The following is a 15,422-nucleotide window of genomic DNA, read 5'->3' on the forward strand; positions in this document are numbered from 1 at the left end:
TGGAAAAAAAATCCCACTTGAGAAAGCAGGATTCATATTTGATCTTATTTTTTAATTAAAAAGGCAAATCATCGTCATCATCGCCAGCGAAAGGGTTTTCGTTGGAAACAGGAGATGCAGATTGAGAAGGAGACGCCTGAGTAGGCTCAGATCCGTTATCCATTACTTTTTCAATTTTCCATCCTGTGATAGAATTGAAATATTTGGTTTCACCTTGTGGAGAAACCCATTCTCTTCCTCTGATGTTGATTCCCACTTTTACATTTTCACCTTCTTTAAGGTTATCTAATAAACTGATCTTATCAGACAAAAATTCTATGTTTATCGGCTGTGGGTACTGTTCCTGGGTTAAAATAACCATTTCTCTTTTTTGAAAACCACTTGCAAATGTCTGAGCATCAAAAAGTTTCTTTACCGTTCCTTGTAATTCCATATTGTAATTATTAACGTTGTAAAAGTAAGAAAATGAAATGTAATAATAGGGTCGACAGAAAAAAAATCTATGAATTTTAATTTTTTTTCATGAAAAGTTTGGAGGTAAAGGAAAATGTCCTATATTTGCACTCACAAAAACGAAGCAAGCTCTTTAAAATAAACAAAAACCAGCGGATGTGGTGTAATTGGTAGCCACGCCAGACTTAGGATCTGGTGCCGTGAGGCGTGGGGGTTCGAGTCCCTTCATCCGCACTATGCGAAAATAGCTCAGCTGGTAGAGCACAACCTTGCCAAGGTTGGGGTCGCGGGTTCGAATCCCGTTTTTCGCTCCACACCTGCCCTGGTGGTGGAACTGGTAGACACGCAGGACTTAAAATCCTGTGTTCGTAAGAACGTGCGGGTTCAAGTCCCGCCCGGGGTACTAAAACCCTCTGTAACTTCGGTTAACAGAGGGTTTTTTGTTTTTAAGAGTGGTTATTTATTTCTCCTTCTTTCTTTATAATTGTTTTATTAATCGTCTTAAATAAACCAGTCATCACATCCATTCATATTGCCACCTGTAGCAAAATTATTAGATCAGAGGCGGAGCTACATTCTATGTCTTCATTTAGCACATCGTATGGATCATCAGCACTTGCTATGTTCTTTCATTCTATCTATCTTTTCTTTGTTCCTTACCAAAGCGTGATAAAATATCCAATACCAATGTACATCCTTTACAATAAATAGATTTTTGTATGGATAATCTGTCTTTGCTTCATTTATTGACATATTAATACAAAGAATCCGTCTTACTTTTTTGTGAGGCGGATTCTTAAGATAAATATTATTTTTATTTTTTAATAATTTTTACAACGAGCTCAGAATTATTTATTCTGATAATATAAGCGCCTGAAAGTAAATTGCTGAGATTGGTTTTGTTATTTTCAAATTTGCCTTCTTTCACAAGCTGACCGGACAAATTGTATATCTGATAATAATAATCTCTGCTGTCTTTAGCATCTATATAAACAATATCGGTTACAGGATTTGGGAAAACACTAAGCTTTTTTTGCTCAATTTTTTTCTTAATTTCTTTTTCTGTAAATACATTGCCGGCTCTGCTTATTGCATCTGACTGTACAGGAATTGTGACGTTATCCGGGTAAAACCCCTCTTCTTTTTCATTTCTGGACAGAATCTTAACACATCTACATGCTGCTCCAAAATACTGATCATTGTCATTATCAGCGAGGACGGCTATATTGGAATTTGTAAGAAGAGTCATAGTAATGGGTCTTCCTTGATAAGAGTTTCGTAACGCTGCGGTCCATCTTTTTTCTATATCAAAATTTACTGTGGTATTAAATGTCCTAATAGCAGTCCACACCCCACGATTTCCTCTTGTACCTGATGCACCATAATTACCAATTTTATAGTTTGGATTCTGGAAAGCATATCCCAAAGTAGTACTTCCATTTTTAATTGGAGTTCCCAAATAATCCGTTAAAGCATTTTTATCATTAACAGGAACATTCTTTTTATACCACGGAGATCCGCCTAAATTATTTCCATCAATTGACGAATCCGTATCGGGAATTCTCCAACCTTCCGGACAAGGGTCAAAAGGTGATTTGCTGGTTCCTTTGCCCCATCTTTCTGGAAATTGGCTTGGTTGATTAACTAGCCAGTCTGTTCCCATTGTTTTAACCCCGTTATAAGGATTTAAAGTACTCGGAACCATAAAGACCAAAGGATTCTTAACAGAATATCCTAAAACTTTAGCAATTTTATCACCCATTTTATCATTAGGTAAAACATTAGAATTGCTTGTATTAGTATAAGTATCGTATGGAATGATATAATTACTTCCCGCACCTTCAAAGGTGTCAGCTGTAAGTACATTATAAGCGATCGTTCCATCTGAATTTGCTCTTCCTAAATATATATTATAAGCATTACCTCCTATATTCTCATGGAAAGCAGGGAATGGATCTTTTCTGCCCCATTGATAATGCAATCCTGCTGACTTTTGAATTTGTGATAATTCAGCTACCGTAGGAGCGCCTGGAGTTTGTAAATATGAAGGGAACAATTGCAATGCTCCTAGATCTCTATCCATAAACTCAGTTTGCTTAACAGCATCGCTTTTTAATCCCTTCACGTAATTTACAAAGTTTGGAGCAGCAGGATCACCCATATCAGTTGTATATAAGTAAGAGCCCACTTCCGTATCAGTTATCCAAATATGCCAGCTCCAGTAAACAGGATTATCTATGCTGCCATTATGAAGCGTTACTACGGCATTACCGCTTTGGTTTGGATTAATGAGAACCTTAATCTTAGAATCTGAAATAGCCGCTAATGATGCAGGAGAAGGATTAAGAACTGAAATATTTTTAATCAGTTGCGTGTTATTACTCCAATGTACGTTAGCTTTTAAGTTATTATAGCTTGCAGGGTTCAGAATTTCAAGGTTATTCATATATTGATTTTGCATAGCAATAGCCTTTTCTAAAGGGATTTCTATACTAAATTCAGTGGCTTTTTTCACTTGTTGATAAGAGTTTGGCTGCTCCAGCCCTTTAATATAATTCTTTTGTTCCGCAAAGAATTCTGTCGGGAAATCATATTCATTAACTTTATATAAAGGGTCTTTTATACAACGACATGCATTAGCTTCTGAGGTATGAATTGGTAAAAGTGGATTATAAGAGTATCTACCTGTAACATTAGGTAAGCTCGGATCGGGTACTTCACCAGTGTTTTCATTTTCTGGAATTACAAATAATGTCCTAGCCTCATTAGACGTGAAAGAATCATTACCATTAATACCTTTATTTGTCCGTGCCATGGTTGCGGTCCAGACTCTGGCATGATGCTGATCATTATAAGTACCTTCATGTTGATTTAAAGTGATACGCCCATTTCCTGGAAATATTCCTAAAGTATCCCCACCAAAATTAGTCATATCTACCCCTAGGTTAGAATAAACCTTAATTGATTTCAAATAGTTAGGATAGGATGGAAAATTATTGTAATTGGGTTTTATAAATCCATAATAGGGATTTGCTCCAATTTTTAAGGTATTACTCACACTACTAGTAGTATAATAAATATCTGATGTATCGTTAGATTTTGGTCCAAATGGAGATCGGTTTAATGGCATACCGCTGTAACCTGCAAAAGTAGAGAGCATAGATGGGATTCTCCATCCGTTAGGACAGGGGTCGTAAGATGCTTTATTTTTATAAGGGAAAACTTTATCTATGGTATCCCCCGCATTTATAATTCCTATTGCATTATCTGACCATAAGTTTACTCTTGCATTATTAGAAGGGGAAGGAGTAAAAATAGTACCAAACCAATTATAATTAGATGAAGCATCAGCAGCTAAATGAAGTCCATTTGAATATATTAAAGACATTGGGTTTTTTATTGATTGCTTTAAGTTATTCCATATATTGTCATTATTATCCCCATTATTAAAAATTCGCAAATTATTAAATTTTGTAAAACTCGTACCAGTTAAATCTTCTGTTGCACTGGAATGTCTTATTCTACCTTTTGAACCTGAAACTTCGTAATAAATATTTCCTCTTGTAATGAGTGGTGGAAAAGGATCTTTTCTCCCCCACTGATAAAGCAAACCTCCGTTTTTATCATATTGATCTGTTCCTGTAATAGAAGATCCTAGTGCTCCTAAATTTCGATCCATCCATCCCCAGGCAGAATCAGGGATTCTTTCTTGAGTGCCATTTTTAAGTAGTCTCGCTTCATTTCCATAACTTCTGTAAGAAGAACCATTTGTAGGGTCGTCTGTTGCCCAAACATGCCAAGACCAATAAACTTCTCCATTCACTTTAAATGCAATTACAGCATTTCCTTCTACCGATTTCTTAATAGGAACTTTAATTTTCGCATTTTCTTCTGAACCAACTATTTCAAGTTTATATCCTTCTCCTGATTTTATTAAACCTGGTGTGTCTTCCCAATAGACATCTGCTGTTATTACACCAGAAGGAATAGGTGTATAATTAGCATTATTGGAAGAATTTTGCATGTATAGTCCTCCATTTCTCCATATTTCATAAGCTTTTTTCACAGGAATATAAAGTCCATCTACATCTGCACCATTATATTTTCCTGTAGCTGGATTGTATGCTTTTCCTGTAAAGATGTAGGAATTTGGCGCTAGTTTCCAATCTTTAGCGGCTACAACTGTAATTGTTCCCTGTAAATTTACAGGGGCACATCCTCCGGTAACTGTAACGGTGTAATTATAAATTCCGGCTGTTGTAGCTGTTCCGCTGATAGTAACGGTTGTTCCGTTTACTGTAGCCGTAACACCAGCTGGAAGTCCTGTTACAGAAGTTCCTGTAGCTCCGCTAAAAGTATATGTTATTGGAGTGATAGCAGTATTTACCTCTACTGTCTGTGTATTATTACCTGATGTCAACACCAAATTAGCAGGAGGGTTCACGGTTACTGTCATCGTGTTTGTAGAAGCACATTGCCCTGCATTGGGCGTAAAGGTGTAGGTCGTCGTCGCCTGGTTATTAATGGCAGGCGACCAAGTTCCCGAAATTCCCTGGGTAGAAGTGCTGGGTAATGTCAATGCAGATCCTGCACAAATAGGTGAGATCGATGTAAATGTAGGAGTGATTGGATTCGTACATGCCGCATTTTCATAACAGATCTCCTGAACTGGGCTTATGTAAGCATGAACTTCGGCGTTGCTTGAACTGGTGACTCCTATAATTACATTTGCGTTTTCAAATTGTGAAAAACCTGTTACTATTTTGTAAGATAGAACCCCATTATGTATTTCTGTGGTAAGATTCGAAAATGACAGAGCATTGAAAAAAGCTCCATTTGAAAGATAACGTTTTACAGTAGCATTATTTCCATTCCATTGGTTCACAGGAATGTATATGGTGTAATCCGCATTATTTCTATTGATACAAATTCCATTGGCCTTGTCTACACATTGTTCTTGCTTTGTGAGGTCGTTCCATTCACTTTGTGGAAGTGGTGCCAAGGTATTTGATACTGCCGCATTTTTAGGACTGCTCACTTCATAAGTCAAGGTCTGGTTGCTGAAATCCTGTGATGTTCCTTCTTTTATGTAATAATAATCCTGACCGTTTTTGTTAACTTTTGTCAAATTATTAACATTGTAATTGTATCCATTCCACAAACCACCTGCTGCAAGATAAATCTTGAAGCTTACCGTAGTATCTCCATTCCATTCATTTACAGGAATCAAAGCTTCTGCAAAACTGTTGTGCAGACGGTTGAAGCACACATTGGCTTTATCAATGCATTGTTCTTGTTTTGTGTAATCATTCCAGTCGCTTTGCGGACGTGGTGCCAAAGTATTTGATACTGCCGCATTTTTAGGGCTGCTCACTTCATAAGTCAAAGTCTGGCTGCTGAAATCCTGTGATGTTCCTACTTTTAAGTAATAATATTCCTGACCGTTTTTTGTAACCTTGGCTAAATCATTAACATTGTAATTGTATCCATTCCACAAACCACCTGCTGCAAGATAAATCTTGAAGCTTACTGTAGTATCTCCATTCCATTCATTTACAGGAATCAAAGCTTCTGCAAAACTGTTGTGCAGACGGTTGAAGCACACATTGGCTTTATCAACACATTGCTCCTGTTTCGTGTAATCATTCCAGTCGCTTTGCGGAACTGCCGCCAGGGTATTTGATACTGCCGCATTTTTAGGACTGCTGACTTCATAAGTCAAGGTCTGGCTGCTTAAATCCTGTGATGTTCCTACTTTTAAGTAATAATATTCCTGACCGTTTTTTGTAACCTTGGCTAAATCATTAACATTGTAATTATACCCATTAAAAAGTCCACCGGTTGCAAGGTAAATCTTGAAGTTCACTTTAGTGTCTCCATTCCATTGATTCACAGGAATCAGGGCTTCTGCAAAACCGTTGTGCAGACGGTTGAAGCACACATTAGCTTTATCCACACATTGTTTTTGCTTCGTATAATTATTCCAGTCGCTTTGTGGAATTGCCGCTAATGTACTGGAGACTGCTGCATCCGAAGGACTGCTTACCTCATAGATTAAAGTCTGGTTGCTGAAATCCTGTGTTGTTCCTACTTTAACGTAATAATATTCCTGACCGTTTTTATTAACTTTTGTCAGATTATTCACATCATAGTTATACCCGTTAAAAAGGCCACCAGTTGTAAAATAAATCTTAAAGGAAACTGTTGAACCGTTCCATTGATTTACGGGAATTAAGGCTTCTGCAAAACTATTGTGCAGACGATTGAAACAGACATTGCTATTTTGGGCTAAAGAGGTTAGCCAAAATAAGATTAAAAAAAAGAATGATAATTTTTTTTTCATACTTGAAGTTTTTAATAATTCCTACTCGTTGAAGGCTTTTCGGAAAACCGCCTTTTTGTGTGTCGGGATACTCTAAGTTACTTTCACCAGGAAATTCATAAAACTGGGAAAAATCACGCTAAAAAGACAGTCCTTTATGAACTGCGAATAGCTATCCCGGTAAGTTGCTTGAACACTTTAGAAATTGCAGGGGGAAATTTTGTGTGTAACAGGTCTTAATGAGGTTCCATTTGTATCAACTTTGTCAGTACTTGTAAAAGAACTAAGAGTAAATGCACCAATAATTGATAGTGTAATTAAGTTTTTTCTTATGGTTATTGTTTTAAATTAGACAACAAATGTAGGTCAATAATTCTTACGCGTAAAAAATATTATATTATGTTAATCCCTTTGTTTTAGGAAGTTATGTCAATATTCGTTGTTTGTTTTCAACAAAAAAATGAGAGTGTACTATAATTTTAAATTTGATATATACTAGTGTAAAATTGATCTTTTGTTTTTATCGTAATTACTTCCATGTTTTCGTCCAGGCAAACGTTAAATAATTTGTTTATTGTAAGAATTCCTCTTTGTGGTTATTTGGTATGAAAAACAAGATCTGATTAATGTCTTGTCCTGAAATTACGTTACATTATTTACAGTAATTCTGTTTTTTCGTTCTTATTTTAGAATAAAATGTTTTATATTTGTAGCCTCAAAAGGAAGGAAGTTCTTTTAACAAAGAAAAAACAACCTGCGGATGTGGTGTAATTGGTAGCCACGCCAGACTTAGGATCTGGTGCTGTGAGGCGTGGGGGTTCGAGTCCCTTCATCCGCACTCAGCAAAAAAAACTCTCTGTGAAATATCACAGAGAGTTTTTTGTTTTTATACCATTTCTCTGTTAAATATAATATTCTGTACCCATAATAATACCAAGTTCTGTATCTGTATCCAATCTCCAATACTTTATAATTTTGTCCAAGTAAAGCAGAACACTATGGAAACCTTACTACAATCCCGGGATCAGCTCGTGTATGCTGAAGTCTACATTTCAGATATGCTGTCCTTAAAAAATATTTTTCTACAGTCACAAACCCTTCAAAAGCTTAATCAGAATTTTGGAGTTCCTTTTCTTTTGGTTAAAAAGAAGGATACAGTTTTAGCCTTTGCGACTCTCGTCCTTACTGAGAAAGCTGAAATTGCCTTTAAAATTTATGAAAGCAATCTTACGGAATGGGAGAAAAAGAATTTTATCTTTCATGCAGAGCATTATTTTAAGAAAAAGACAACCGCTAATTTCAGAAATCCGGAGCAACTGAAAAGCAGTATTTCCAGAATGGTCAGCTGGCTGAATGTTGGATAAAAATAATGGAAGTTGTACATTTACTTAAACCCGATTTCCTATGTCTAAAGACGTTCTGTATCTTAAAATAGCAAAATCCGTCACGGAACAGATCAAAAGCGATACCCTGCAGTTTGGGGACAGATTGCCCTCGCTTAGAAGTGCCCAGAAACTTTACAATGTAAGTCTGAATACGGTGAAGCAGGCCTACATGGAGCTGGAAAGCCGTTCGTTGGTAGAATCACGGCCGAAATACGGCTATTTTGTGAGCCAGAGTTCCCAGAGAAAGCTTGCCTTGCCCTCTGTTGCCCCTATGAAAGTAGCAGAAAGAGAAAATACAGCTGAGGTTCTTATCGATAAAGTATTCGGAACCATTGGTGGAACGGATGTTACCCAGTTCGCCTTGGGAATTCCTGGTAAAAGCTTTCTTCCATTAGCCAAATTGAAGAAATCTATGATCAATGTGATTAACAGAAAGAGTGACAGTGGAACAGATTATGAACCGGTACAGGGAAACGAATATCTGCGTCGCGAATCAGCCAAATGGGCGCTTGTGCTGGAAGGGAAGATTTCAGAAGACGATCTGGTGATCACCTCAGGAGCGATGAATGCCGTCTATACCTGTCTGATGGCAGTAACAAAATCCGGAGACTCTGTTGCGGTGGAAAGCCCTGTCTATTTCGGGGTACTTCAGGCCATCCAGCAATTGGGGCTGAAAGTGGTGGAAATTCCCACCCATCCTATTTATGGAGTTGATCTGGAAGCCCTGAAAAAAGTGCTTCCTACACTTTCTGCATGCTGTTTTGTGACCAATTTCAACAATCCTTTAGGTTTTCAGATGCCTGATGAGAACAAAAAAGAACTGGTAAAGCTGATTACGGAATATAATGTTCCTCTTATTGAAGACGATATTTACGGCAACCTTTATTTTGGAGCAGAAAGACCAAAACCATGTAAATTCTATGATGAGGCAGGACTTGTAATGTGGATCGGATCGGTTTCCAAGACATTGGCTCCCGGTTATCGGGTAGGATGGGTGGCTCCCGGAAAATTTAAAGAGCAGGTCATCCGGCAGAAACTGGTACAGACAGTGTGCAGCCCTTCTATCTATCCGGATGTGATTGCTGATTTTCTCGAACACGGCCGTTATGACCATCATTTGAGAACATTCAGAAAAAAATTATATGCGAATTATCTTCAGATCCAGAAGTCGGTGACGGAATATTTTCCAGATAATACCAAAATCTCAGAACCGAAAGGAGGCTTTATGCTGTGGCTGGAACTGGATAAAAAAATATGTACAGAGGATTTATTTGATGAAGCTATGAGCCAGAAAATAAATTTTGCCCCGGGAAGGATGTTTTCACAGTACAATCAGTACCAGAACTGTATGCGACTGAATTATGCTTTGGAATGGACAGACAGAGTAGAAAGTGATCTGGAGAAATTAGCCAAAATGGTAAAAAAAAGAATGTAATTAAACCTTATAGCAATGAATGAAATGAATAATGAAGTACAAATTGTCAACTATGAACCTCAATATAAAGAAGCTTTCAAGGCTTTGAATGAAAAATGGATCAAAACCTTTTTTACGATGGAAGCGGGAGACTATAAACTGCTGGACAACCCTCAGGAATATATTGTAGATAAAGGAGGATATATAATCGTTGCCCTTTTAAATGGTGAAGCCGTTGGTACTTGTGCGTTGGTGAAAATATCGGATGAACCCCTAAGGTTTGAACTGTCAAAGATGGCAGTAAGTCCTAAGGCACAGGGAAAGAAAATCGGATATCTTGTAGGACAGGCTCTGGTAGAAAAAGCAAGAGCATTAAACGCAGAAAGTATTTTTCTTGAAACAAATTCTGTACTGCTTCCTGCCATAAAACTGTACGAAAAACTGGGCTTTGATCATATGCCGGTTTCAGATTCAGCTTACACCCGATGCGACACCCAAATGTTGTTGAAATTCAATGATTAAGCAAAAAAAAGATATTAGAACTCGGATAGGAATATCCTTGTTCTAATATCAAAAAATTAAATCTAATGCTTTACTGTTCTATTTCTTAATGAAAGTCTTCGTCAGCGACTTTTTGCTTCCGTTGATTTTTAGGAAATACGCGCCTGCAGGAAGGCTTTGAACATTGATCGTTTCGCTAAACGAACCATTGTAAGACTTTAAATTTCTTACTGAAATCAATGATCCTTTGGTATCAATAATTTCCATTTTAATTTCCTTATCATCAGACTGATACTGTATGCTTATGCTTTCTGAAGCAGGATTGGGATAAAGTCTGAAATCATCGGTTTTTGCTTGAATGTCTTTCACTCCCAAAGCTCCATTGATACATACCGGAATACGGTTTACCCCGTCGATTCCCCATGAAGGCTGTACCGGAATACACATCCAGTTCAGGACTGTAGGAAAATGATCCGTCTCTCTAGGCGTTGAGGTATAGTCATAAATCTTGAAAGTATTTGTCGTACCAGCAGCATAAGAAGGAGAACCTGTTACCGCCAGATTGTTAGCGTTAGGACTTGAATCCGTCAAGATATTACCTGATGTTTCACCACATTTCCAGTCTGCCAGCAGCTGAGCATAATATGGATGTGAAGAAGTAATATCCTGATTTGCCCAGTTAACAATAATGTTAGCGGGAAGGGCAGATTTCCATATTCTGATATCTTTGTAAGAAGCGGCAAGATTGAGCCCATATACATTCGTTCCGTCCTGGTTGATAGTCAGTGGTAAGCCGGAATCGATATTTCCGATGGTATTCATTTTGGCAAAAGTCACCGGAACTCCATCTTCATAAAGCGTTACCAATCCGTCTCTGTCGAAACTTACCGCAATATGTTTCCATTTTCCTGTTTCTGCTTTTCCGCCGGTCAGATCAATTCTGTTGGTTCCGTCCCCGATATTCATTTTGAAGTTCTGCCCGGAGCTGCCGGATATAACAAAACCTTTATTGCTTCCGCTTGCCCAGTTTTTATTACTGATCATCACCGGATCACTGGAATAGGCTGCATTTGGTTTTACCCAAAATTCAACCGTGAAATCCTGATTGGCCCCGAAATTAAACGGAGTCTGATTAGCAGGTTTTGCATACGTACCAGCCGGAAAGCTAAGCTGATTAAACGTTTTGTTGGATTCCAGAATGGTTTTACTGATCTGCTGAGGTGTAAATCCCGGATTGGAATAGATGTTAAAGATATTACGTTCAGAAAGATTTCCTCCACCGTGAGCACTTTGAACAGCCCCGTGATCTGTAGTCAAAACCACCAGCCAGTCTTCACTGGAGTAAGTCGGTCTGCTTTTCATCGCACTCACAATTTCACCAATATATGAATCGGTCGTCTGAATAGATGATACATACTGGGGAACCGTACCCGCGAATCCATAAGAATGTCCTGCATGGTCTACATCATCAAAATCTACGAAAAGAATATCCGGATTGTCATTCTGCATAGCATTCACAGCTGCATTTTTTACGGCCAGGTCAGAACCTAAATTGCTTTTTACATCGGCACTTTTCACAATTTTGTCATTAATGGGGGCCCAATTCGCCAGAGAGATCGTTCTTAAATTAGGATTGTAAGTTTCGGCTCTGGTAAGAAAATCAGGATAATTGATGTAGTTGGGACTGGTAAAATTGTTGTCCTGCACATTGTGTTTCGTGTGCCATACACCTGTAAGCATTGTACTCCAGCCATTTCCGCTCCATGTAGTGGCAGCGCAAAGACCATCAATAGAGTAAATGGATTGATTAACAAGGCTTTGGATGTTCGGGATATTGCTTGACATCATCACGTCCGCGCGACACCCGTCAATACCGATAAAAAGAACTTTTTTAGTCTGAGCTCCCAGGAAACAGCTCATAAGAACAGCCATTGAGAATAGTTTTGTTTTCATAGGGTAAAAGATTTTTAAAAGGAAAAGTTTACAAATAGTAATTTTATTTTTAATAATTGTAAAATTAATTTACTATTTGTAAACATGTGTAAACTTAAAGTTAATAAATTGATAACTAAATGTTTAAGGATTTTAAACACCAACAGCACAAATACCTTAACGAATTTCCACGAATCATAAAGTGGTGTTATTAATGTTTAATTTAAAAAAATGAGGCTGAAAAAAATAAGTATAATTTGAAAGAAGAGTTTAAAGTAAATCTTCAGCCTCAGAAATGGTATTAAAAATATAATCGGGATGGGCTTTTTCCAGTTCCGCTCTGCTTTGAGCTCCGGAAAGAACAGCAATGGTGAGCCCGCAGCCTGCATTTTTCCCTTCTTCAATATCAATCACAGAGTCCCCCGCCTTTAAAACTCTGCTGGCTTCAACGATATTGAATTTTTTCATCGCAAGGTTGATCATATCAGGGCTAGGGCGACTTTCGGAGACATCATCAGCCGTGATCAAAGCATCAAAATGGACATTTTCCTTCCACTGTAATTTGTCAAGTAGCTGCTGCGCAATTTCGGAGGTATAACCGGTATTCAGAACTACTTTTTTATTTTGAGATTTCATTTTTAAAAGAAAAGCTTCGGTCCCGTTAATAGGCTTTACTTCCAGTTTTTGATACGCTACTCTTAACTGTTCAGAAAAGTTTTCAAAAATAACGGGAGCATCTTCTTCGCTTCCGTTGATCTCCTTGAGCAGACTCGTGATCGCTTCCAGTTTTTCCATTCCTGCGCAGCTTGAAAGCACATTTTCTAAGGTCACATGATAGCCGTGATTATTCACAGCTTCAGTTAATGTTTTGTACACTACATTATCTTCGTCAATCGTTGTTCCGGCCATATCCAGAACCAGTAATTCTATATTCTTCATTGAAATTTATGCGTAAATTTTATCTATATTAAATTTTGAAAAGCCTCCGCTTCCCGTCATTCCTTTTCCTCCGATCCCAGTTACGATGTAGATATTCGGGGAAGGATTGTGCTCGAAAATATCTTTTGTTTTGCACTGCGAATAGATCCCGAACCATCTTCTTTGAATTTCATAAGTAGGAAGATCAATAATTTTTTTGGCTTCATGGATCATGAATTCGTCGATTTCCATATTCAGATCATATCCGAGATCATCTGCATTTTTAGCATCTGCATACTCATGAGAGTCTCCAAGAATGATTGAACCGTCAAGGGCTTGTTTAAATAAAATATGAATACCAAACTTCTTTTCAAAAGATTTCGGATCTTCAGATGCCTTGATTTTCTGATAGGAAGCACATTCGCTGAATGACTCATATCTTCTGATGGAAAGTCCTGTCAAAATGTTCCCCGGAAGCGAATAAATGCCCTGAGGTTTTGTTTGCAGCATCTGTAGTTTACTCACTTCTAAATCGCTTTCATCAAATACTTTAGGGTATAATGTCTTGAACTCATGCCCACCGCAGATAATGATTTTTGAAGCCGTAAATTCCGTTCCGTCTGCACTGATGGCGGAACAGTTCTGCCCGTTCTCACCCGTTTCAATAATGGTGGTATTGTAAAAGATCTGAAGTCCCAGTTTTTCCTGTAGGAGCTTATGAAGCTTGACGATCATATCAGCAGAATCTACCGAAAGTTCCTGTGGGAAAAAAAGTCCTCCTTTACAGTAATCCGAACGCAGCCCGTCAAATTTCTTGATGCAGTCGTTTTTGGATAACAGAACGGATTCATAATCATTATTTCTGTTGATTTCATACAGTTCTTCAATCAGCTGAATTTCTTCATCATTCGATGCGATATATACGGAACCGTTTTTTCTAATGGTAAGATCTGCCTGGGAATGAAGTTCGTTATAGATGGCCAGACTTTCCCTTCCGTAGTTTTGCCATGTAAGATCCATTCCGGAGGGAACTACCTGTCCGAAATTTCTCACCGTTGCGCCCTGAGGAACAGAATTTCTTTCCAGTAAAGCGACCTTAAGACCTCTTTTTAGAGCATGATAGGCGTGGAATGTTCCCAGAATTCCACCTCCCACAACGATTAAATCAAATTTTGCTGTCATTGTTACTTTAGTTTATAAAATTTCGACGGATCGAAATTGATGAATTGATTAGAATTAGAATTCGGTTTTGCCTTTTTTTTGAATGCTAAAAAAGCAGTGACCGAAAGAATAAGAACAGCGGCTGTAATGATATAATTCAGATGAATATAAAAATTCAGCCAAGAAGTCTGCGCAGAACCGAAGTTCTTGTAAAGCAGAATCAGAACACTTCCAAGATAACCGAAAGAGTCTACAGTATAAATCAGAAACCCAACATTTCCCTTGATATCAAAAGCGGCAATCATCCGGTCAAAATAGATTCCGTTGAAGGGAATATAGCAGATGTACATTCCAAAACCGGAGATCATCATCCACAGAAAAGGAGATAAAGAGCCGCTCTGAAATAAATACGTTGATAATCCGACCGTAAGAATGCCTCCAAAAAGGATGTAGTGATAATAGGCAAAAGCTTTTTTATTGTTTTTAACTTTTACCATAAAGCTTAAAATCAGAAGAACCATTATTGCGATGGGAATTTCAGTGAGGGTGAAAATGGAACTGTCAAAACTAAAATGCAGACCATCCCAGATCTCGCGGTTGAAATTATCCCTGAAATCCCTTAAAACCGTTAAACAGATATAAAGAAAAATAATACACACAACAGGAATAAAAAACTGACGAATCAGCTCTTTTCTTTCCGCACGAACTAATGGCTGTCTTTTGTTTTTAAGCAGAATATCCTCTTCAGTAGGTTTCGGAATCCTTTCCAGAAGAAAAGCGAAGATCATCAGAGGAATAATGAAAATCAATCCTGTGCAGAATGGCATCCAGAATTCTGAAACCGCAAAAGTATCCATTAAGAATTTCCCGGCAGATTTTGTAAATCCTGAAGAAACTACAAAACTTGAACACAGGAAAAGCCCGATGATCTCTGTGGTTTTTCGTCCTTCAATATAGGAGAATACAATTCCCCAGATCATTCCCAACGGAATCCCGTTGATAAACATGAAAACGATGTTATAAGGAGCGGGAACGGCAGCAAAACCCAGTAAGGCAAGCTCAGCCACTCCAATGAACGCCAGTAAGTAAGCAATTCTGTGTTGGGGCTTCAGCTCCGAAATAAATTTAATCCCGATGAATTTCGATATAAAATAACCTACCGCCTGAGCGATGATGATCAGGATTTTATAATCCACTCCGAAATAGGCAAGTCCCTCAAAAGAAGCTACTGTAAACGGTTTTCGGAAGCCGTACATGCAGAAGTAGACACCGAAAGCGGCCAGGGCAGCCTTCAGTGTTACTAATGTTTTGGTATTGATGCTTTGAGCCATTGATG

Annotated in this window: 9 protein-coding genes and 4 tRNA genes; 7 read left to right on the plus strand and 6 right to left on the minus strand. The window is 38.0% G+C overall.

What is annotated here, in order from left to right; all coding sequences use genetic code 11:
* Positions 1-55: 55 nt before the first annotated feature.
* Entirely contained in the window at positions 56-433 is a 378-nt protein-coding gene (locus EG346_RS06705) for a DUF3127 domain-containing protein (protein WP_034739828.1), read from the minus strand.
* 172 nt (positions 434-605) lie between these two features.
* Between EG346_RS06705 and EG346_RS06710 the strand changes: the two genes are divergently transcribed.
* From EG346_RS06710 to EG346_RS06720, 3 genes are all read left to right on the plus strand, one after another.
* A tRNA-Leu gene (locus EG346_RS06710) sits at positions 606-687 on the plus strand.
* Between the two features lie 4 nt (positions 688-691).
* Positions 692-767: transfer RNA gene (locus EG346_RS06715), tRNA-Gly, on the plus strand.
* A 5-nt stretch (positions 768-772) separates the two neighbouring features.
* A tRNA-Leu gene (locus EG346_RS06720) sits at positions 773-856 on the plus strand.
* 411 nt (positions 857-1,267) lie between these two features.
* Here EG346_RS06720 and EG346_RS06725 read toward each other — a convergent pair.
* Positions 1,268-6,796, minus strand: coding sequence for a T9SS type A sorting domain-containing protein (locus tag EG346_RS06725; RefSeq protein WP_123877619.1), 5,529 nt, complete (start codon positions 6,794-6,796; stop codon positions 1,268-1,270).
* A gap of 735 nt (positions 6,797-7,531) precedes the next feature.
* On the opposite strand from EG346_RS06725, the gene EG346_RS06730 reads away from it, so the two are divergent.
* The 4 genes from EG346_RS06730 (at position 7,532) to EG346_RS06745 (ending at position 10,096) form a co-directional block, all read left to right on the plus strand.
* Positions 7,532-7,613, plus strand: a tRNA-Leu gene (locus tag EG346_RS06730).
* A 160-nt stretch (positions 7,614-7,773) separates the two neighbouring features.
* Positions 7,774-8,139 (plus strand): hypothetical protein, encoded by a 366-nt coding sequence (locus EG346_RS06735; RefSeq protein WP_123877621.1) that lies wholly within the window; start codon positions 7,774-7,776, stop codon positions 8,137-8,139.
* Between the two features lie 40 nt (positions 8,140-8,179).
* Positions 8,180-9,595: an aminotransferase-like domain-containing protein gene (locus EG346_RS06740; RefSeq protein ID WP_123877623.1), complete on the plus strand. Its 1,416-nt coding sequence runs from the start codon at positions 8,180-8,182 to the stop codon at positions 9,593-9,595.
* 15 nt (positions 9,596-9,610) lie between these two features.
* Complete coding sequence (locus EG346_RS06745; protein WP_123877625.1) at positions 9,611-10,096, plus strand: GNAT family N-acetyltransferase; 486 nt, start codon at positions 9,611-9,613, stop codon at positions 10,094-10,096.
* 78 nt (positions 10,097-10,174) lie between these two features.
* Here EG346_RS06745 and EG346_RS06750 read toward each other — a convergent pair whose 3' ends face one another.
* From EG346_RS06750 to EG346_RS06765, 4 genes are all read right to left on the minus strand, one after another.
* A complete protein-coding gene (locus EG346_RS06750; RefSeq protein WP_123877628.1) occupies positions 10,175-12,028 on the minus strand; it encodes a LamG-like jellyroll fold domain-containing protein in 1,854 nt (617 codons plus the stop codon).
* A 249-nt stretch (positions 12,029-12,277) separates the two neighbouring features.
* Positions 12,278-12,946 carry an HAD-IA family hydrolase gene (locus EG346_RS06755; RefSeq protein WP_073328604.1) on the minus strand — a complete coding sequence of 223 codons (669 nt, stop codon included), beginning with the start codon at positions 12,944-12,946 and terminating at the stop codon, positions 12,278-12,280.
* A gap of 6 nt (positions 12,947-12,952) precedes the next feature.
* The gene (locus tag EG346_RS06760; RefSeq protein WP_123877630.1) at positions 12,953-14,107 is read right to left on the minus strand and encodes a TIGR03364 family FAD-dependent oxidoreductase; all 1,155 of its coding nucleotides are present in this window, start codon (positions 14,105-14,107) and stop codon (positions 12,953-12,955) included.
* A 2-nt stretch (positions 14,108-14,109) separates the two neighbouring features.
* Positions 14,110-15,417 carry a DUF5690 family protein gene (locus EG346_RS06765; protein ID WP_123877632.1) on the minus strand — a complete coding sequence of 436 codons (1,308 nt, stop codon included), beginning with the start codon at positions 15,415-15,417 and terminating at the stop codon, positions 14,110-14,112.
* Positions 15,418-15,422 lie beyond the last annotated feature (5 nt).

Source organism: Chryseobacterium carnipullorum (assembly GCF_003815695.1).
Lineage (GTDB): Bacteria > Bacteroidota > Bacteroidia > Flavobacteriales > Weeksellaceae > Chryseobacterium > Chryseobacterium carnipullorum.